This window comes from Sinomonas flava, assembly GCF_039531875.1.
Classification (GTDB): Bacteria; Actinomycetota; Actinomycetes; order Actinomycetales; family Micrococcaceae; genus Sinomonas; species Sinomonas flava.
The window spans coordinates 1-19,195 of record NZ_BAAAQW010000015.1 but is presented as its reverse complement, the minus strand read 5'-3'; the positions used below and the strand labels follow the sequence as shown (position 1 = coordinate 19,195).

The following is a 19,195-nucleotide window of genomic DNA, read 5'->3' as shown; positions in this document are numbered from 1 at the left end:
CCAGCGCATCCCGCGCCTGGCACGAACGGCATCTGAACGGAGCACCATGTCAGCGTCGACATCCGTGGCACCCAAGTCCCACGCCGCGAAGACCGCGGCCTTCTCCGGCTTCCTGGGCAGCACGCTCGAGTACTACGACTTCTTCATCTTCGGCTCGGCGGCGGCCCTCTTCTTCGGGAAGCTGTTCTTCCCCGATGCGGGCGCGGCGGGCTCGCTGCTCTCCTTCGCCACGCTCGGCGTTGCCTATGTGGCGCGTCCGCTCGGCGCCGTCCTGTGGGGCCACTTCGGCGACCGCCTGGGGCGCAAGAACGTCCTGGTCCTGACCCTCGTGCTCATGGGCATCTCGACGTTCCTCATCGGCTGCCTCCCCACCTACTCGGTGGTGGGCCCGATGGCGCCGATCGCGCTCGTCGCCCTCCGCCTCGTGCAGGGAATCTCCGCCGGCGGCGAGTCGCCTGGCTCGAGCTCCCTGACCCTCGAGCACTCCCCCGAGGGCCGCCGCGCGTTCTTCACGAGCTTCACGATGAGCGGCATCCAGTTCGGGATCGTCATCTCCTCGGTCGTGTTCATCCCGATCACGATGCTCCCGCAGGAGCAGCTCATGAGCTGGGGCTGGCGGATTCCGTTCCTCGCGAGCGCCGTCGTGACGGCCGTGGCCTTCTACCTGCGCCGCAGGCTCGAGGAGCCCGAGGTCTTCGCCGAGATCAAGGAGGACGCCGCGACCGCCGCCATCCCGCTCGTCGCACTCTTCCGCCACGACTTCGCGAATGTGGTCCGTGTGACCCTCAGCTCCCTCGTGACCATGGTCAACACCGTCTTCACGGTCTTCGCCCTCACGTACGCCACCCAGGTGGTGGGCCTCGACAAGCCCATGATGCTGACCGTCATCGCGGTCGCGAACCTCGTCACCGTCTTCACCCAGCCGATGTGGGCGCTGCTGTCGGACAGGATCGGCCGCAAGCCCGTCTTCATCACCGGCACCATCGGCAGCGCGGTGCTCGTCTCCGCGTTCTTCACGGTCCTCGGCACCGGCAACTGGGCGCTCATCTTCGCCACCGCCATCGCCCTCACCGGCGTCTTCTACGCGATGCCGAACGGCGTCTACCCCGCGTACTTCCCCGAGCTCTTCCCGGCCCGCACCCGCTACACCGGCATGGCCGTGAGCCTCATGCTCGGCCTCCTCGTGGCCGGCTTCACTCCCGCGATCGGCACGGCCCTCACCGCCGGGGACCCGGCCAACTGGGGCCCGGTGGCGTGGATGACGGTCGGCTTCTGCGCCGTCGCCGCCGTCGCGGCCCTCACCGCCCGCGAGACGTTCCGCACCCCCAAGGCCCAGCTCGGCCTCAAGCCCGCACGCCGCGGTTCCGCCCCCGCCCCCGCGGAGACCGCCCAGGAGACCGCAGCCTGATGACCACCGCCCCCAGCCCCCGCGCGTCCCGACCGCAGCTCATCGGCCTGATCGGCGCCAACGTCGCCGGCTCGCTCTCGCCGCTCCTGCACGAGCGCGAGGCCGCCGCCCAGGGCCTGCGCTACGCGTACCGCCCTCTGGACCTCGACGAGCTCGGCCTCACGCCCGAGGACGCAGGCCAGCTCGTCCGGGACGCCGCCCGCCTCGGCTACACCGGCCTGAACGTGACGCACCCGTGCAAGCAGACGGTGATCTCGGGCCTCGACGCGCTCTCCGACGACGCCCGGGCGCTGGGGGCGGTCAACACCGTCACTGTGGATGCCGACCGCTCCGACCCCGCAGACAGCGCCGCGCACGACGCCGGCACCCGCCCGGGCGCGCGCCTCACCGGCCGCAACACGGACCACTCCGGCTTCCGCGCCGCGCTCGCCGAGGGACTCCCGGGCGTGCCCCTCGGAACCGTGGTACTCGTCGGCGCGGGCGGTGCCGGCTCAGCGGTAGCCCGCGCGCTCCTCGACTCCGGTGTCCGCGAGCTGCTCGTGGCCGACGTCGATCCCGCCCGCGCTGCTGCCCTCGCCGCGCGGCTGGGGGAGCCGAGGAGCGGCAGCCGCATCGCCGCCGTCGCCCATGAGGAGGTTCCGGCGCGCCTGGGCGAGGCCGACGGCGTCGTGAATGCCACGCCGATCGGCATGGTCGGGCACCCGGGCACCCCGTTCGACACCTCGGCGCTCACGCGGCGTCACTGGGTCGCGGACGTCGTCTACCGTCCGCTCGCCACCCAGCTCGTCAAGGCCGCGCTCGCCGCCGGGTGCCGCGTGCTCGACGGCGGGTGGATGGCTGTGGCGCAGGCCGCGGACTCGTTCGAACTCTTCACCGGCCTGGCCGCCGACCGCGCCCGGATGCGCGCCCACTTCCTCGACCTCGTCGCCGAGACCGACTGATCGCCCGAAAGGACCACCCATGACTGCCCCGTACCGTGTTGGGATCGTCGGCTGCGGCGCCATCAGCCGCAACCACCTCGAGGCCTTCGCCGCGATTCCCGAGGCCACCGTCGTCGCGGTGTGCGACGTCGACCCCGACCGCGCCCGCGAGACCGCTGCGCGCTGGGGGATCCCTCAGGCGCTCGGCTCGGTCGAGGAGCTGCTCGCCGCCGGCGTCGACATCGTCTCGGTCTGCACCCCGCACCCCACGCACGAGGCCGTGGTCCTCGCCGCCGCCGCGGCGGGCGTCCACGTGCTGTGCGAGAAGCCGATCGCGATCGACCTCGCGTCCGCCGAGCGCATGGTCGCCGCGTGCGACGCCGCGGGCGTGCGTCTCGGGGTCCTCTTCCAGCGCCGCTTCTGGCCGGCCGCGCAGCGTCTCCGCGCCGCCGTCGGCGACGGTACGCTGGGGCGCCCGATCCTCGGCCACGCCTCCGTGCTGCTGCACCGCGAGCCGGAGTACTACGGTGCCACCCCATGGCGCGGCACGTGGGCCACGGACGGCGGCGGGGTCCTCATGACCCAGGCCATCCACTACATCGACCTCCTGCAGTGGCTCATGGGCGACGTCACCGAGATCCACGGGCACATCGCCACGTTCCGGCACGACATCGAGGTCGAGGACACCGCCGCCGCGGTGCTGAGGTTCGCCTCCGGCGCGATGGCGACCCTGTCGGCGTCGACCGCCGCGACCCCGAGCCTTGGGGTGGGCATCCGCATCACGGGCGAGACCGGCGCAACCGCCGAGCTCACCGAGTTCCCCGAGGGGACCGACGGCCGCGTGACCCTCTTCGCGCGCGGCGGGACCATCGAGACCGAGCCCGCCCATCCGGCCGGCACGGATCCCAACGTGGACCTGTCCACCATCAACGGCCAGCTCATCCCCCACCACACGGCCCAAATCCGCGACTTCGTGGACGCGCTCGGCGCCAATGGCGACGAGGGCCGCGAACCCGCCGTGACAGGACGCGATGCCACTGCGGCCCTCCGGATCCTGCTCGCCGTCTACGAGTCGTCCCGCACCGGCCGCCCCGTCGACCTCACCCGCGAAGGAGCCCTCTCATGACCCGCCATGCCACAGCACCCCTCGCCCTCGGCCGCAACGGCCGGCCGGAGCGCACCCTCCGCAACAGGCTGTGGACTTCGCCCATGGAGCGCAACTACGGCACCACCGACGGCCGCATCACCGAGCAGTACGCGGACTACCTGGTCACCCGCGCCCGGGCCGGCCTCGCCGTCGTGACCACCGAGGCCACCTACGTCCGTGCCGACGGCAAGGGCCGCACCCACCAGCTCGGCCTGCACGACGACGCCGTCCTCCCCGGGTTCCGCGCGCTCACCGACGCGATCCACGCCGAGGGCGCCCTCGCCGCCGTCGAGATCAACCACGGCGGCCGCACCGCGCAGTCCGTGGTGACCGGGTTCCCGTGCGTCGCCCCGGCACCGGTGCCGTGCGAGGTTGCCGGTGGCGAGCTGCCGCGTGAGCTCAGCACCCAGGAGTGCCACGACCTCGTCGACGCGTACGGGGACGCGGCGCGCCGCGCCGTCGAGGCCGGGTTCGACGTCATCAGCATCCACGGCGGCCACGGCTACCTCGTCCACCAGTTCATGTCCGCGCGCACCAACGGCCGCAGGGACGAGTTCGGCGCACCCGAGCGCTTCCCGAACCTCGTGATCGCCGCCGTCCGCGCAGCCGCGCCCGAGGCGATCGTCGGGATGCGCGTCTCGATGCTCGAAGGAGTCGACGGCGGGCTCACGCCGGAGCAGACGCTCGACGTCGTCGCCCGCCTCGACCTGGACGCGCTCGACTTCCTCGACCTCTCCGCCGGGTCCTACGAGGCCGGCGAGTGGATCGTGCAGTCGGGGGAGTGGAAGCCCGGCGTCCTCGCCGACTACGCCCGCGTCTACCGCGGGTTCGGGATCCCGCTCGGCCTGGCCGGTCGGCTCAACTCGCCCGGGGCGATCGAGGCCGTGCTCGCCGACGGCGTCTGCGACTTCGTCTCCCTCGGCCGCGCCGTGCACGCGGACCCGGCGTTCGTCCCCGCCGTCCTCGGGCACAGCCTCGCCGGCGAGGCGGCGTACCGTCCCTGCATCGCGTGCAACGTCTGCATCGACAACCTCGGCGCCGGCCAGGTCACGTGCACCGTCAACCCCGCGGTCGGGCGCTCGCGGGTGCCCGTCCCGACGCCGCGGGTGCGGGCCGCCGACGACGCCGCGCCACACGCCGTCGTGCCCCACACCCTGATCCTGGGCGCGGGGCCCGCGGGCCTGACCGCCGCCCGCGAACTCGCCGAGGCCGGCGCGCGCGTCACCGTGCTCGAGGCGCGGGAGCGGATCGGCGGCCAGTTCGCGCTCGCCGCCCGCATGCGTCCCACCCCGGACTTCCACCGCTACCTCGACTGGAACCGCGCCGCGCTCGGGCGCCTCGGCGTCGAGGTGCGTCTCGGCGTGCGGGCTGCCGCAGCCGGCCCCGCGGACCTCGCCGCCCTCGCACGGGAGTGGGAAGCGGACGGGATCGTCGTCGCGACCGGCGGCGCCCGCCCCCAGCCCGGCTTCCGGGTCACAGGGCCGGGCACCGCGCACGACGCCGTCCTCGACGTCCGCGACTGGCTCGCCGCCCGACCCGGCCTCCTCGAGGGAACCGAGGCGACAACAGAGGCGACAACAGAGGACTGGCCCGAGGCCGTGACGGTCTGGGGTGCCGACTCGGTCGCGATGTCCGTCGCCGACACGCTCGCGGCCCGCGGCACACGGGTCCTGCTCGTCGGGCCCGAGCCGGCCATCGCCCCCGAGTCCGGGCGCCGCGCCAAGATCCTCGCCGTCCCACGGCTCGAGGCGAACCCGGACGTGCGCATAGTCCTCGACTCCCGCATCGTCGAGGCCGAGTCGCCCGGAACCGACGCCGGCCGCGTGCGCGTTGTCGGGCCCGAGGGCGAGCAGTGGCTCGATGCGCCCGGGCCGCTCCTGGTCTCGCGCGGCGTCGTGCCGCTCAGTGCGACCGTGGACCTCCCCGGCCGCGAGGCGGCGCTGACCCTCGGCGCTGGCGTTCCGGTGGTGCTCGCGGGGACCGTCGTGGACCACCTGCCGCCCACGGCGTCGAACGCCATCAAGCACGGGTACGACGCCGCGCAGCGCCTCGCCGCCGCACTCGCACCGGAGCCTGGGCGAGCCGCTCCCGCCGCCGCTCCGGCCAGCACCCGTGTCCTCGAAGGAGCCCACGCATGAGCCCCCGCTCGACCCAGTCCGACCAGCAGCCCACCCGGGCCGTCGGCCTCGCGCAGCTGTCCCTGCTCGACACCGCCCCGCCGGACCTCGTGCTGATCGCGGCCGAGGCGGGGTTCGACTTCGTCGGCGCCCGGGTCCGCCCCGTGACCCCGACGGAGCGGCCCTACGACCTCCAGCCCGGCTCGCCCATGCTCGCAGGGACGCTGCGCAACGTCCGCTCCACCGGCGTCCGTGTCCTGGACATCGAGTTCCTGCTCATGGACGGCCGCGGCGAGGACGGAACGGGCCAGCGCGAGGCATGGCTCCGCATGCTCGAGGCCGGCCAGGCCCTCGGCGCGGAGACCATGACCGTGGCCGGCGCCGACCCGGATCCGGCGCGCTTCGCCGACAACCTCGCGCAGATGGCCGAGGACGGGCGCGGGTTCGGCATCACGCCCACCCTCGAACCGATCTCGTACCAGCGCATCAACTCGCTCGGCCCCGCCGCGGCCGCGGCCCGGGCCGCGGGTGCGCAGGTGGTCGTCGATACGCTGCACTTCCGCCGCTTCGGCGGCACCCTCGCCGAGCTCGCCGGGATCGCGGACCTCGTTCCCCTGCTCCAGCTCTGCGATGCGCCCGCCGATCGCCCGGCGGACCGCGAGGGCCTCATCCACGAGTCACGCGCCGCGCGCCTCGCCCCCGGGGAGGGCGGCCTCGGCCTGGCCGAGATCGTCGCCGCCCTGCCGGGCCGCACTCCGGTGAGCGTCGAGGCACCGTCTCCCGCCGACGTCGTGCGCCTCGGCGAGCTCGGCTGGGCCCGCCGCCTCCGTGAAACCGCCCAGAATGTCCTGACCGAGGCCGCCGGCCTCGCCGCCCCTGTCTCGAACGCTGTCCCGAACGGAGCCCCCGCATGACCGCGCCCACCCTTCCTGCCATCGACACCGACGTCCTCGTGATCGGCTCCGGGGCCGGCGGCCTCTCCGCCGCGGTGACGGCCGCGTACCACGGGCTGCGCGTCGTCGTGGTGGAGAAGGCCGAGGTCTGCGGCGGCGCGACCGCGTGGTCCGGCGGCTGGGCGTGGACGCCCGGGAACCCGCTCGCCAAGGCGGACGGCGTGGACGAGGACCCCGAGCAGTTCCGCACCTACCTCCGCCACCGGCTCGGCGCGCGGTACGACGCCGCGCGCATCGACGCGTTCCTGACGGCCGTCCCGCACATGGTCGGCTTCTTCGAGGACCACACGCGCCTGCAGTTCACCCCCGGCGCGAAGATCAAGGACGTCTACGGCAAGACCCCCGGCGCCGGCACGGGCCACCGGTCCGTCGGCCCCGCGCCGATCGACGCGCGCCGCCTCTCCCCGCGCGTCCGGAAGCTCCTCCGGGGACAGCTGTACGAGACGTCGTTCCTCGGGATGGGCATCATGGCCGGGCCGGACCTCGCCACGTTCCTCTCCGCCTCACAGGGCAGTCTCAAGGGCCTGGCGTACGCGACCTGGCGCGTGGGGCGGCACGTCCTGGACCTGGCCCTGCACCGCCGTGGGATGCAGCTCGTCAACGGGACCGCCCTCGTGGGGCGGCTCCTTCAGAGCGCCGAGGACCTCGGGGTGGACATCCGCGTCTCCACCCCCGCCGTGCGCCTGCTGACCCACGACGGCGGCGACTCGCCCGCCCGGGTGGGCGGCGCCGTCGTGCGCGGCACCCTGCCGGACGGCACGCAGGGCGAGTACGCGATCCGGGCGGCGCGCGGCGTCGTGCTCGCGGCGGGCGGGTTCCCGAACGACGTCGGGCGGCGGCGCGCGCTGTTCCCCAAGACGCCCACGGGGCACGAGCACTGGACCCTCGCGCCGAAGGAGACGACCGGGGACGGGATCACGCTCGGCGAGTCAGTCGGCGCGCTGTTCGAGACGGACGTCGAGTCCGCGGCGGCGTGGTGCCCCGTCTCGCTCGTGCCGTACACGGTCGGGAAGGCGCCCGCGTTCGGCCGGAACGGCGTGTTCCCGCACATCATGGACCGGGCGAAGCCGGGGTCCATCGGGGTGCGGCGCGACGGGAAGCGGTTCGTGAACGAAGCCAACGGCTACTACGACTACGTCTCCGCCCTCGTCGCGGCGACGCCCGAGGGGGAGCCAGTCGAGTCCTGGCAGATCGCCGACTCGCGGTTCGTGCGGAAGTACCCGCTCGGGATGGCCAAGCCGCTGCCCGTCCCGCTCTTCCCGTACCTGCGCAACGGGTACCTGAAGAAGGGCCGGACGCTCGAGGAGCTCGCCGCCGCGTGCGGGATCGACCCGGCGGGGCTGCGCGAGACGGTGGAGCGGTTCAACGAGGGCGCCCGGGCCGGCGTCGATCCCGAGTTCGAGCGCGGCGAGACCGAGTTCAACCGGTACGGCGGGGATGCGAAGGTGGGGCCGAACCCCTCGCTCGCGCCGATCGAGAAGGGCCCGTTCTACGCGGTCAAGGTGGTGCCCGGGTCCTTCGGGACGTTCGCCGGGCTCGCCGCGGACGGGCGCGCGCGTGTGCTGCGGGCGGACGGGTCCGCGATCGAGGGCCTGTTCGTGGCCGGCAACGACCAGGCCAGCGTCATGGGCGGCTTCTACCCGGCAGGCGGGATCAACCTCGGGCCCGCGCTCACGTTCGGATACGTGGCCGGGCGGGAGCTCGCCGGCGTCGGAGCGCGGGCGTATGAGGACGACGGGACGCTGCCAGTTGAGCCGTCCGTTCCTGCCGCGCCGTCCGTTCCTGCTCGGTAAGGGGCCCCGACACGAGGCCCGGACCCCCGACACGCCGGAGTTCCGGGCCCGGGCGGCCCCAATGCGAGCAGGAACGGACGCGGCCGAGGCCTTGCCGGGCGTAGGTTGTGATCGGACACGTGGCGCTTGGACGGGAGGGCAGGATGTGGGGGCGACGCCGTCGCACAACGGGCCCGATCAGTGTTGCCGCGGCGGACCTCCGCGGAGACGCCCTCGTGGCCTCCTCGAGCTCCCAGACCAGGGACGGCTTCTGGATCAGCAACGGGGCGTTCGAGGTGCTGGCGGCCGGCGCTTCCGACCGGGAACTGGGAGCGGCGGTGCTCCGGATGCTGGACGCCTCGCGGACGGGAGTGCGGACGCCGAATCTGCGCCGCGGGCCGTCGCCGTTCGCTCCGGTCCTGGAGACCCTCGGGCTGCGGACATGGTCGGCCTACGCGCGGGGACTCCTGCACGTGCATGTGGAACGCGAGGACGACGTGGTGAGGGTGACGGCCAGCCGCAATGGGGGCTCCCGCGAGGGCCTCGTGGGGAGCGCGGAGCCGGTCGCAGCGCTCAAGCGGCCGGGGGACGACGCCCTGGGCGCGGCCATTCGTGCCGCGTTCGCCCGCTGCTCCTAGGGCCTGTATCCCCGAGGCTAGACGCGACGGGGCGCCGCCACACACGTGACGGCGCCCCGCACCTTCGCGCCCGAGGGCTCCAAGCGTCAGCCGACGACGATCTCCTCGCTGTCGAAGAGTCCGTCCTCGTCGTCCCAGGCGGTCTCCTCCGGGCCGAAATCGAAGTCCTGGGAGAGGTCCTCAGTGCTGGGGACGTAGCTGGCGTCGCTGCGGTCGTCGTTGACCATGGCACTCCTTCGCGGTGGCGGTGCTGGACGGCCCGAACTGCTTCACGCCGTGCCTTTCAGAACAGCACTGTCCGGCAGATCGGTCAAGGGAGCCCCACGGCCACAACCGCGCGTCCGTTCCTGCTCGCCTAGGGCTCCGCCACGGGGCCCAGAACGCGGGACACGCCGGGATCGTGTCCCTCCCGGTGGCCAAACCGAGCAGGAACGGACGGGCCCCGGAACGGGCCAGAGACGGCCCGCGCGTGAGGAACCTCCGATCCGGGTAGCGGGAGAACCTCCCCTCAGTGGGAGGCGCGGCGTACATTCAGTCGCGGAACCTCGTCCCCGTCAGGAGCGCCCCATGCTCGCTCTGGAACTCATCGTCGCGCTCGGCGCCGCCGTCGTGGTGGGGAGCCTGCTCGCGCCCAGGCTGCGGGTCACCCCGCCGGTGGTCCTGCTGGCGTTCGGGCTGCTCCTGACCCTTGTCCCGGTGTTCCGGGGCGTCGGGCTCCCGCCGGAGACGGTGCTGCTCCTGTTCCTCCCAGCGCTCCTGTACTGGGAGAGCCTCACGACCTCGCTGCGCGAGATCCGCCGGTTCATCCGCGGCATCATGCTCTCCAGCACCCTCCTGGTCGTGGTCACGGCGGGGGTGGTGGCCGCGGTCGCCCACGCGCTCGGCCTGGACTGGGGCTCGGCGTGGATCCTGGGCGCCGCGGTCGCGCCCACGGACGCCACCGCCGTCGCGTCCCTCGGCAAGGCGCTCCCGCGCCGGCAGATGACGGTCCTGCGGGCCGAGAGCCTCGTCAACGACGGCACGGCCCTCGTGGTCTACGGCGTCGCACTGGGCTTCGCGGCGGGCGAGGGCGAGATCAGCCTCCCGCTCGTCGCGGGCGAGTTCGTGTACTCGTTCCTCGGCGGCGCCGCCGTGGGCCTCGCGGTCGGGTGGGTCATGCTCGAGGCCCGCCGCAGGATCGAGAACGCCATGGCCGGCAACGCTGCCACCGTCCTGACCCCGTTCATCGCGTTCCTCGGCGCCGAGCTCATCCATGCCTCGGCCGTCTTGGCCGTCGTGGCGTGCGGCCTCTACCTCTCGCGGACCGCGCCGCTGGCCATCTCGGCCTACACGCGCCAGCAGACTGTCGCCGTCTGGTCGCTTGCGAGCTTCATGCTCAACGGCGCGCTCTTCGTCCTCGTGGGCCTCGAGCTCCCGTCGGCGGTCGGGGGCCTCTGGACCACCGCGGGGCGGGCCAATGGGCAGGCGCTGGGCCAGGTCGTGCTCATCAGCGTCGCGGTCTATGTGGCCATCCTCATCACCCGCCTGGTGGTGCTGGTCGTCTCGGCGTACGTGATCCGCGCCGTCGACCGCCGTCCGTACCAGCGCCAGCTGCGCACCACGAACCGCGCCAGGGTGATGAGCACGACGGCGGGCTTCCGCGGCGCCGTCTCGCTCGCCGTCGCCCTCTCGATCCCGGACGGCGGCCAGTACCCCGAGCGCAACGCGATCGTGTTCGTCACGGCGTTCGTGGTGGTCGCGTCTTTGGTCCTGCAGGGCATGGCGCTGCCCAAGGTGATCCGGTGGGCTCGCATCCCGGAGGACACGAAGATCGTCGAGGAGCTCGCCATCGCCAAGCGCACCGCCATCGAGGAGGCGTGTGAGGCGCTGCCCCGGCTCGCGCGGGAGATCGGGGCCGATGACGAGGTCCTCGAGCGCATCCGCAGCGAGTACGACGAGCGGCTCGAGGCCCTCAACGCCGGCTTCGACGACCACGAGCACCCCGCCGTCGTGCGGACCCGCCAGTACACGCAGCTCCGGCTCGAGCTCATCGCCCGCAAGCGGGCCACCGTGGTGCGGCTCCGCGACGAGAAGACCATCGACGACACCGTGCTGCGCACCATCCAGAACGAGCTCGACGCGGAGGAGGTGCGGCTCGGCCATCAGCGGGAGACGGAGTGATCCTCCAGCCACTGCTTGAGGGCCTCGTACGTCGCGGGGGTGTCCGAGGCGACGGACGACGCCGACCTGCCGCCCAGCCCAGCGATGGTCACCGTGAGCTCGCACTCGCCCCCGCCCGAGGGACGGATCCTGTACTCGAGCGTGCCCGGCGGCTCCTTTGCGACGCCGGCGTCCCACGTCGGGTCGAAGGTCAGCTTGAGGCGCTGCGGCGGGTCGGCCGCGATGACATGGCCCGCGGCGACCTCGGCCCCTTCTCCCCGCATCGTGTAGGCGGCGTTGCGTTCCCAGCTGCTGTGCACGGTCCAGCCCCGCATCCACGGGCGCGGGGAGCCGGTCTCGGTCAGTGCGGACCACACGGCATCGGCCGTGCAGCGGATGCGCACGCGGTAGACGGTCTCGGTCATGGGTGCTCCTCCTCGGGCAGATCCTGCCCCGCCGGCGCGGGTGCCAATCGGACCGGGCCACACCCAGCCGGCTCACATGATTTCCTCAGGCAACGGGCCGTACCATCGAGGCATGGCTGAGGACCCGGTTCTCGACGTGCAGGGCCTCGTGGTGCGCTACGGGGCCCAGACCGCCGTCGACGGCCTGAGCTTCTCGGTGCGGCGCGGCGAGATCTTCGGGCTGCTCGGTCCCAACGGCGCGGGCAAGACCTCGACGCTGAGCGTTATCGAGGGCCTCCGGGCGCCCGACGCCGGCCGCGTCATCGTGGACGGGCACGACGCCGGCCACGCGACCTCCGCGCTCAAGGCCAGGCTCGGCGTGCAGCTGCAGGCCTCGAGCTTCCAGGCCGAGCTTCGGATCGAGGACATCACGCGCCTCTACGCGGGCCTCTACGGCGTGCCGATCACGCGCCGGCAGATCGACGAGAGGCTCCGCGATGCGGGGCTCGCGCAGGAGCACGGCAAACCGTTCAAGAAGCTCTCCGGCGGCCAGCAGCAGCGCTTCTCGCTCATGGTGGCCATGCTCCACGGCCCGAGCATCCTCCTGCTGGACGAGCCGACAACCGGGCTCGACCCCCAGTCCCGACGCCAGCTGTGGGACCGCATCGAGGAGTCGCGCGGGGCCGGCGGGAGTGTCCTGCTGACGACCCACTCTATGGAGGAGGCCCAGGCCGTGTGCGACCGCGTGGCCATCATGGACCACGGCCGCCTCCTCGCCCTCGGCTCACCGGGCAGCCTCGTGGCGGAGCACCGCGGCGATCCACGCGTGCTCGCTGTGGCCCACGGAGACGTGACGCTCGAGGACGTGTTCATCGGACTGACGGGGAGGACCGTCCGTGACTGACATCCCGCTGCCTCCCGGCGCGCCCTCGGCCGGCCGTGCGCACGAGGCCGACCACGCGCCGTCGACCGCCCTCGCCGTCCGCGCGCTCCTGACCGCCGACGCGACGGTGCTGGTCCGCAGCCGTCAGGTGCTCCTGCTGAACCTGGTGGTGCCCATCGCGATCCTCTTCCTCACGAACAGGGGGCGGCTCAGCACGGACGCGGGCTTCCTCATCGGCATGGCCCTCACGTACGGGCTGCTGTCCTCGGGCATCATCGCCTACCCGACCACGCTCTCGCGGGACCGCGAGGCGGGGGTCTTCCAGCGGCTGCGGGTCACCCCCGCGCCCACGTGGGCGATCATGGGCAGCCGCCTCGCGGTCCAGTTCGCGGCGGACCTCGTGATGGGCGTGGTCGTGCTGATCGTGGGCAGCATCCAGCACCAGACGGTCTTCTCCGCGGGGGAGTACGCGCTCATCCTCGCGATCGCCCTCCTCGGCGCCGCGGTCTTCCTCGCCATCGGCCAGGCCCTCGTGGCGCTCGTCCGCTCCGCCGGCGTGGTCAACGCGGTGGCCCGGGTGCTGTACATCGTGCTCTTCCTGACGGGCATCCTCGGCGCGACCGGGCTCCTCGGCGACGACTTCAGGAACGTCGCGGCCTGGACCCCGGTGGGCGCGCTCATGGACCTGTTCGGGGCCGTGGGAAACCTCGCCGCATGGTCGGCGCAGAACACGTGGCAGGCGGTCGCTCTGGTGGGCTACGCCGCGGTCTTCGCCGCGATCGGGATCCGCTGGTTCCGCTGGGAGCCCGCCTGAGCCTTCCGCGCACGACGCCGCGTCAGCGGCTCGCCGAGGCGGGGAGCCCGCCGCTCGGGTCGGGGACGGCACGACGCCGGCGGCCCGCGACGGCCGCCGCGAGGACTGCCACGAGCGCCGCGGCCGTCAGGGCGGCGCACACGCCGAACACGCCGCCGTACCCGGGGGCCAGCGCTGAGCCGGCCGCGATGATCCCGCCGGAGATGATGGCACCGACCCGCCGCGTGTTCGTGAACAGGCCCGAGGCGATGCCGGGGCGGGGGATGACCTCCTGGAAGTACGTGAGCCCGACCCCTGCGACGACCGCGAAGAACCACGCGTTGAGCACCTGGGCGGCGATGAGGAGCACCGGGCCGCCCACGAAGGGCACGGCGAGGTAGTACGCAGCACCGGCGATGCACCCCGAGCCGATGAGCGGCAGGCTCGAGAAGCGCCGCGAGAGCCGGCCGAGCAGCACGAGCGCCGGCACCTCGAGGCCCGCGGACACGCCGAGGGCGATCCCAGCCCACAGCACGTCCAGCCCGAGCGACCCGGCGGTGAACAGGGCCATGACGGCGACGGCCGCCGCGTTCGTGGCCTGCAGGGCGACGAAGGCCGCGACGACGAGGACCACGGTGGTCCGGCTGGCCGGTCCCGAACTCGGCGTCTGCGCGCTGGCCGATGCCGCGCTGCCTGTCCCCGGAGTCCCCGTGCCGGCGCTCGGGCGGCCGTCCGCGCGGCGCCGCAACGCCGCCGTCGTGAGCCCGCTTGCGACGGCGACGACGCCCACCGCCGCGACCACCGACTGCAGCCCCCACCAGCCGATGAGGAGCATCGCGAGGGGCGGTCCGGCGACCCATGCGAAGGAGACCAGCGCGCGGGTGTTCATGACCTCGCCGGTGGTCGCCCCGTGGGCCCGCAGGTGGGCGAACAGGAGGGACACCCCCACGCCGGCCGGGCCGCCGACGACTGCGAGGGCGACGACGGCGAGCGGCAGCGAGGTCGCGAAGGCCAGGACGCCGGCGAGGACGAAGGTGAGCGCGCTGCACCAGAGCATGGGGGTCAGGTAGTCCCGGCGTCGGTCCGCGTGCGCCGGCAGGACGAGCGCGGCGACGAAGCCGCTCGCGTTGTACACCGCCAGAGCGAGTCCCACCTCGGCGTCGCTGGCGCCGAACTGGCCCGAGAGCACGAGTGCAAGCGCCGGGGTGAGGAACGCGAACTGGAGCCCCCACAGCAGCGCTGCAGCGGGGGTGAGGAGGCGGGTCAGGCCAGGCATGGGCGTCCTTTCTGCTTTCTGTCGCTCCAGTCCACCTCCCATCGCCGGCGTCCGGGAGTCCCGGCGCATCCCGGTACTGGCAGGACCTCCCTCCGTCGGGAAGCGCGGCGTAGCGTCGGGGGGACAACCGCTGACGAAAGGACCACGTGATGCAGTACACCCGTCTCGGAACCTCCGGGCTGCGAGTGAGCCGGATCGCCCTGGGCTGCATGAGCTTCGGCGACCCGTCCCGCGGGTTCAGCGAATGGGCGCTCGACGACGCGGCCGCCGAGCCGCTGTTCCGGCAGGCCCTCGAGCTGGGCATCACCTTCTGGGACACCGCGAACGTCTACGGCTATGGGTCCTCGGAGGAGATCGTCGGGCGCGCGATCCAGAAGTACACGCGGCGCGAGGACGTCGTGCTGGCCACCAAGGTCTTCTTCCCCATGCACGAGGGCCCCGGTGGGCGCGGACTGTCCCGCCGGGCCATCATGGAGCAGATTGACGCGTCGCTCACCCGACTCGCGACCGACTACGTGGACGTGTACCAGATCCATCGCTTCGATCCCGAGACGCCCGTGGAGGAGACGATGGAGGCCCTGCACGACGTGGTGAAGGCCGGCAAAGCCCGCTACATCGGCGCGTCCTCGATGTGGGCCTGGCAGTTCCAGAAGATGCAGCACGCGGCCGACGCGAACGGATGGACGCGGTTCGTCTCGATGCAGGACCAGTACAGCCTGGTGATGCGCGAGGAGGAGCGCGAGATGATGCCGCTCCTGGCGGACCAAGGCGTAGGCAGCATCCCGTGGAGCCCGCTCGCGAAGGGCCGCCTCACGCGGCCGTGGTCGGAGCAGCAGACCCAGCGCGCCACGACCGATCCCCTGCAGAGCCGCTACTCAGGGGAGACGAACGAGCCGATCGTGGATGCCGTCCAGCGTGTCGCGGAGGCGCGCGGAGTGCCGATGGCCCAGGTCGCGCTCGCGTGGGTGCTCCGCAATCCGGTGGTCACCGCGCCCATCGTCGGCGCGACGAAGTCCCACCACCTCCCGGACGCGGCCGCGGCCCTCGAGCTCGAGCTGACCGACGAGGAAGTCCAGGCCCTCGAGGAGCCGTACACGCCGCGGTTGCCGTCGGGGTTCTAGAGTCCGCAGTCTCCGGACGTGAAAGCGCCTCCGCCTCGCCCGGATGGGCGAAGACGGAGGCGCCCCGTCGCTGACCGGGGGATGGCGGCCCGGGCGGTCAGCGGTCCTGTGGGGGAGTGCGGCCCGCGGGCGACGCGGGCCCGGAGGGGCCTGCAGGCCCTGAGGGAGACGCGGCGCCGGACGGTGCGGGTCCGGAAGATGACGCCGGCCCGGACCGGGGCGCGCGCCCCGAAGGCGGCGTCCGCGTGGCCCGCCGGGCGACGGCACGGAGCTGAATGATCCGCACCGCCCCCGCCACGGCGACGAGCACCCCGCCCGCGACCGCCGCAATGAACAGGGCCACGCCGAGGGGGACCGGTCCGGTGAGCCCGAGGAAATGGACCTCCACGGTGTCCTGGTTCTGGATGAAGAACACGATGAGCAGGATGAAGACCATGAGGGCCGCGACGACCGCGGTCCACGTCATGGCCGCCCTCGTGGTGCGGGGTTCATGGCTCCGCCCCGCGTTCTCACTGGTGACCATCACGGATCCTCCTGGATGTGGAAAGCGTGTCGGTGACGGCTGGTCGCCTCAGGAACGGTGGGCCCCGCCTTCCGGCTCCGCAGGGGGCATGTACTGCCGCGCGGCGTCCTTGATCTGTTCGCCGGCCGGCGGCGCGGACTCGGCCTTGGCCTTGACGCGCGGGGCCTCCTCCTCGGCCCTGGAGAGGTAGCGCTCCCAACGCTCGGACATCGGCTTGATCAGGCCGCCGCCGACCCCGACGATCACGACTCCGGTGATCGAGGCCAGGACCGCGATGAGGATCGGGGTGGTGACCGTGACAGCGATGTCGACCTGGTTCAGTGCGGCGATGATGCCGATGCCGATGATGAAGATGCTCGCGATGTTCGCCAGCGTGCGGCCGTAGGACAGGCCGCCCAGCGAGCCTTGGATGAGGGTCTTCACGGCCGCGGCGATGGCGGCGCTGACGATGACGATGATGATGGCGACGACGATCTTCGGCAGGAACGCGATGATGGCCGCGAGGAGGGTGCTGACCGGATTCGGGCCGAAGACGCCGAATGCGAACTGCAGGACGAAAAGCACGAGTGCGTAGTAGATGATCTTTGAAACGATCGTGCTCGCATCGAGATTCGAACCCTGGAGCGCCCGCTTGACTCCGCCCCGCTCGACCCAGCGGTCGAAGCCCACCTTGGTGAGCAGGCGGGAGAGGGCATTGGCAACGAATCGCGCGACGAGGAGGCCGACGATGAGGATGACGAGGAACAAGAGGAACTGGGGGACAAACCGAGCGACCTCGGCGAGTCCAGCGGTCAAGGTATCGAACATGGCAGAGCCTCCAGTTTCCGGAGTCGCGCTGATGATGTCCTCCATTTCTTCCCAAAGCGGTTTAGTGCAAACAAGCGGAGTTCTAGGCTGATCGTTTTTTATATTGCACATTGCGCGGGTGAATTCATTGGCCTCTCCAGACGATCGCCAAGGGGGCGTGGCCCGAGAGACGGGTACTGGCAGGGCCTCTCGGCTTCCACGCGAGCGGCGTAGCGTGGAGCGCATGGCAACAGACCACCGCGCCGAGGTCCGCGACTTCCTCGCCACCCGGCGAGCGAGGATCAGTCCCGAGCAGGCCGGCCTCACCGTCTACGGCGGCAACCGCAGGGTGCCGGGGCTGCGGCGCGAGGAGGTGGCGCTGCTCGCGGGCGTGAGCGTGGACTACTACACGCGGCTCGAGCGCGGGAACCTCGCCGGCGCCTCGGATGGGGTCCTCGAGGCGCTCGCCCGCGCGCTCCAGCTCGACGACGCCGAGAGGGACCACCTCCTCGACCTCGCCCGGACTGCCAACGCCTCCCCGCGGGCCCGCCAGCGCGCTTCCCGTCAGGCTGTCCGTCCCAGCGTCCAGTTCATGCTCGACGCCCTGACGGGCGCGCCCGCCTTCGTCCGCAACGCGAGGATGGACATCTTGGCAACGAATCGGCTCGGCCGCGCACTCTACTGCCAGATGTACGACGGCGCGCCCCGCCTCGCGCCCGACGGCACCGCCCGCCCCGCGAATTCCTCGCGCTTCATTTTCCTGGATCCACGGGCCCGGGACTTCTACCCGGACTGGAACGTTGCCGCCAACAACAATGTGGCGATTCTGCGCACGGAGTCTGGCCGCAATCCGTACGACAAAGGACTCGCCGACCTCGTGGGCGAGCTCTCGACGCGCAGCGAGGAGTTCGCCGCGCTGTGGGCGCGGCACAACGTGCGCCGGCACTACTCCGGCAACAAGGTCTTCCGGCATCCCGTGGTCGGGGAGATCGAGCTCCTGTTCGAGGCGCTCTCGCTCGCCGAGGACCCGGGACTGACCTTCACGGTGTATCCGGCTGTCCCGGGCTCCCCGTCCGAGGAGTCGCTGCGTCTCCTCGGGAGCTGGGCGGCGACCGAGGATGCCGCGGCAGGGGACGTCACGCCCGCCCCCGGCGGAGCGCTTCCCGACGGAGCGCTCCGCCCGGAGCTCTAAGAACTCTCAGCGCGCGGCGGCGACACGATCTGCGCCGCCGTCTCCTACCGCTTGGCCGAGTCGAGCCCGCGGAGGATTGCGGCTTCGCGCTCCTCGTCCCGGTCCGCGGTGGGGCTCCCCGGTGTGTCCGGCCGGTGCAGGTCGATCAGGGCCCGGGCGAGGTTGCGCGCACGGATGGCGGCCCGGTGGTCGCCCTCGATGGAGGCGACCATCGCGCCCTTGGTCAGGATGTGGAACGACCAGGCGAATCCCTCGGGGTCGTCGAGCCCGGCGGCCTTTGCCAGAGCGGAGAGGCGCCCCCGGATCGCAGCGAGGTGTGCCATCGCGGCCCGGCCCAGCGGGTGGGCGGGGCCGAACTCGATCACGACGTGGAGGAACGTGTTGACCTCTGCGGCGCCGCGGCTGAACCAGTCGTCCAGGACGTTGAAGGCGGCCAGCAGCGCGTCGTCGGGGTTGTGTGCGTGCGCGATCGCCTCTTCGATGGCGTCGTGGCGCACCTGGTACCAGCGGTCCATGTAGGCGAGGACGAGCGCTTCCTTCGAGGGAAAGTGCCGGTAGAACGTGGCCTTGGCGACCCCGGAGTGGGTGATGATCTCGTCGATTCCGACGTCTCGCACGCCGCGTCTGGCAAAAAGCCCGTAGGCGGTCTCCAGGATCCGCTCCCGGGCAGGTTTACGCGCCGCGGCCCCAAGGGCCCGGCCAAGGTCTCGGCCGTCCATGGCGTCCATCGTAGCACCCCAGACAGACCGGTCTGTCTATTTGGGTCGCGCTCTAGACAGACAGGTCTGTCTACTTGTATAACTCTTCGTAGCGGGACAGACAGGTCTGTCTCGTTTGGACGGAACTGGACAGAACCGGCCAGGACCCCGGGGCCCGGGAACGGGCAGGGGGCCGGGCCGGCCGGAAGGACCGGGACGCCGCGGTGTGCGGCGGCAAGGAGGATGGCGCTGTGAGTGAGTCGAAGGCTCGTCTGAAGGTGTTGGCCGGCGGGCGCGGGGATGCCCTGCGCGGGGCCGCGGCTGTGGAGGCCCCGCAGGAGGCCCCCGAGGGGGCTGCGGAGGCCCCGCAGGAGGCCCGGGAGGCGGTGCGGGGGCCGCTGGGTGCGGAGGCCGCGGCGCTGGTG

The 19,195-nt window shown here is 72.4% G+C and carries 18 protein-coding genes; 12 read left to right on the top strand and 6 right to left on the bottom strand.

What is annotated here, in order from left to right; genetic code table 11:
* Nucleotides 1-46: 46 nt before the first annotated feature.
* The 7 genes from ABD298_RS18475 to ABD298_RS18445 all read left to right on the top strand — a co-directional run bounded on the left by ABD298_RS18475 (nt 47) and on the right by ABD298_RS18445 (nt 8,955).
* Nucleotides 47-1,408 carry an MFS transporter gene (locus ABD298_RS18475; protein ID WP_344301313.1) on the top strand — a complete coding sequence of 454 codons (1,362 nt, stop codon included), beginning with the start codon at nt 47-49 and terminating at the stop codon, nt 1,406-1,408.
* Entirely contained in the window at nt 1,408-2,349 is a 942-nt protein-coding gene (locus tag ABD298_RS18470) for a shikimate dehydrogenase (RefSeq protein WP_344301312.1), read from the top strand. Before ABD298_RS18475 ends, ABD298_RS18470 begins: the two co-directional genes overlap by 1 nt.
* A gap of 19 nt (nt 2,350-2,368) precedes the next feature.
* A complete protein-coding gene (locus ABD298_RS18465; protein ID WP_344301310.1) occupies nt 2,369-3,454 on the top strand; it encodes a Gfo/Idh/MocA family protein in 1,086 nt (361 codons plus the stop codon).
* A complete protein-coding gene (locus ABD298_RS18460) occupies nt 3,451-5,613 on the top strand; it encodes an FAD-dependent oxidoreductase (protein ID WP_344301309.1) in 2,163 nt (720 codons plus the stop codon). Before ABD298_RS18465 ends, ABD298_RS18460 begins: the two co-directional genes overlap by 4 nt.
* Nucleotides 5,610-6,506, top strand: coding sequence for a sugar phosphate isomerase/epimerase family protein (locus ABD298_RS18455; protein ID WP_344301308.1), 897 nt, complete (start codon nt 5,610-5,612; stop codon nt 6,504-6,506). The genes ABD298_RS18460 and ABD298_RS18455 overlap by 4 nt, the downstream gene beginning before the upstream one ends.
* On the top strand, nt 6,503-8,338 hold the full coding sequence (locus tag ABD298_RS18450; RefSeq protein WP_344301306.1) for an FAD-dependent oxidoreductase: 1,836 nt from the start codon (nt 6,503-6,505) through the stop codon (nt 8,336-8,338). The genes ABD298_RS18455 and ABD298_RS18450 overlap by 4 nt, the downstream gene beginning before the upstream one ends.
* A gap of 215 nt (nt 8,339-8,553) precedes the next feature.
* The gene (locus ABD298_RS18445) at nt 8,554-8,955 is read left to right on the top strand and encodes a hypothetical protein (RefSeq protein WP_344301305.1); all 402 of its coding nucleotides are present in this window, start codon (nt 8,554-8,556) and stop codon (nt 8,953-8,955) included.
* An 86-nt stretch (nt 8,956-9,041) separates the two neighbouring features.
* On the opposite strand, the gene ABD298_RS18440 is transcribed toward ABD298_RS18445, so the two are convergent.
* Entirely contained in the window at nt 9,042-9,182 is a 141-nt protein-coding gene (locus ABD298_RS18440) for a hypothetical protein (RefSeq protein WP_208710649.1), read from the bottom strand.
* 340 nt (nt 9,183-9,522) lie between these two features.
* Between ABD298_RS18440 and ABD298_RS18435 the strand changes: the two genes are divergently transcribed.
* Nucleotides 9,523-11,115 (top strand): Na+/H+ antiporter, encoded by a 1,593-nt coding sequence (locus tag ABD298_RS18435; RefSeq protein ID WP_344301304.1) that lies wholly within the window; start codon nt 9,523-9,525, stop codon nt 11,113-11,115.
* On the opposite strand, the gene ABD298_RS18430 is transcribed toward ABD298_RS18435, so the two are convergent.
* A complete protein-coding gene (locus tag ABD298_RS18430; RefSeq protein ID WP_344301303.1) occupies nt 11,097-11,519 on the bottom strand; it encodes an SRPBCC domain-containing protein in 423 nt (140 codons plus the stop codon). The two genes, ABD298_RS18435 and ABD298_RS18430, sit on opposite strands and share 19 nt — an antisense overlap.
* 112 nt (nt 11,520-11,631) lie before the next feature.
* Between ABD298_RS18430 and ABD298_RS18425 the strand changes: the two genes are divergently transcribed.
* A complete protein-coding gene (locus tag ABD298_RS18425; RefSeq protein ID WP_344301302.1) occupies nt 11,632-12,402 on the top strand; it encodes an ABC transporter ATP-binding protein in 771 nt (256 codons plus the stop codon).
* Nucleotides 12,395-13,195, top strand: a complete 801-nt coding sequence (locus ABD298_RS18420) for an ABC transporter permease (protein WP_344301301.1) — start codon at nt 12,395-12,397, stop codon at nt 13,193-13,195. The genes ABD298_RS18425 and ABD298_RS18420 overlap by 8 nt, the downstream gene beginning before the upstream one ends.
* Before the next feature lie 22 nt (nt 13,196-13,217).
* Here the strand turns inward: ABD298_RS18420 and ABD298_RS18415 are convergent, their stop codons facing one another.
* The gene (locus tag ABD298_RS18415; protein WP_344301299.1) at nt 13,218-14,450 is read right to left on the bottom strand and encodes an MFS transporter; all 1,233 of its coding nucleotides are present in this window, start codon (nt 14,448-14,450) and stop codon (nt 13,218-13,220) included.
* Between the two features lie 149 nt (nt 14,451-14,599).
* Between ABD298_RS18415 and ABD298_RS18410 the strand changes: the two genes are divergently transcribed.
* Complete coding sequence (locus ABD298_RS18410) at nt 14,600-15,571, top strand: aldo/keto reductase (RefSeq protein ID WP_344301298.1); 972 nt, start codon at nt 14,600-14,602, stop codon at nt 15,569-15,571.
* 97 nt (nt 15,572-15,668) lie between these two features.
* Here the strand turns inward: ABD298_RS18410 and ABD298_RS18405 are convergent, their stop codons facing one another.
* Together ABD298_RS18405 and ABD298_RS18400 are read right to left on the bottom strand one after the other, a co-directional pair.
* Nucleotides 15,669-16,094 (bottom strand): LapA family protein, encoded by a 426-nt coding sequence (locus tag ABD298_RS18405; protein ID WP_344301297.1) that lies wholly within the window; start codon nt 16,092-16,094, stop codon nt 15,669-15,671.
* Between the two features lie 48 nt (nt 16,095-16,142).
* Entirely contained in the window at nt 16,143-16,901 is a 759-nt protein-coding gene (locus ABD298_RS18400) for a mechanosensitive ion channel family protein (protein WP_344301296.1), read from the bottom strand.
* A gap of 223 nt (nt 16,902-17,124) precedes the next feature.
* Between ABD298_RS18400 and ABD298_RS18395 the strand changes: the two genes are divergently transcribed.
* The gene (locus ABD298_RS18395; protein WP_344301295.1) at nt 17,125-18,072 is read left to right on the top strand and encodes a helix-turn-helix transcriptional regulator; all 948 of its coding nucleotides are present in this window, start codon (nt 17,125-17,127) and stop codon (nt 18,070-18,072) included.
* A gap of 44 nt (nt 18,073-18,116) precedes the next feature.
* Here the strand turns inward: ABD298_RS18395 and ABD298_RS18390 are convergent, their stop codons facing one another.
* A complete protein-coding gene (locus tag ABD298_RS18390; RefSeq protein ID WP_344301294.1) occupies nt 18,117-18,791 on the bottom strand; it encodes a TetR/AcrR family transcriptional regulator in 675 nt (224 codons plus the stop codon).
* Nucleotides 18,792-19,195: the final 404 nt, after the last annotated feature.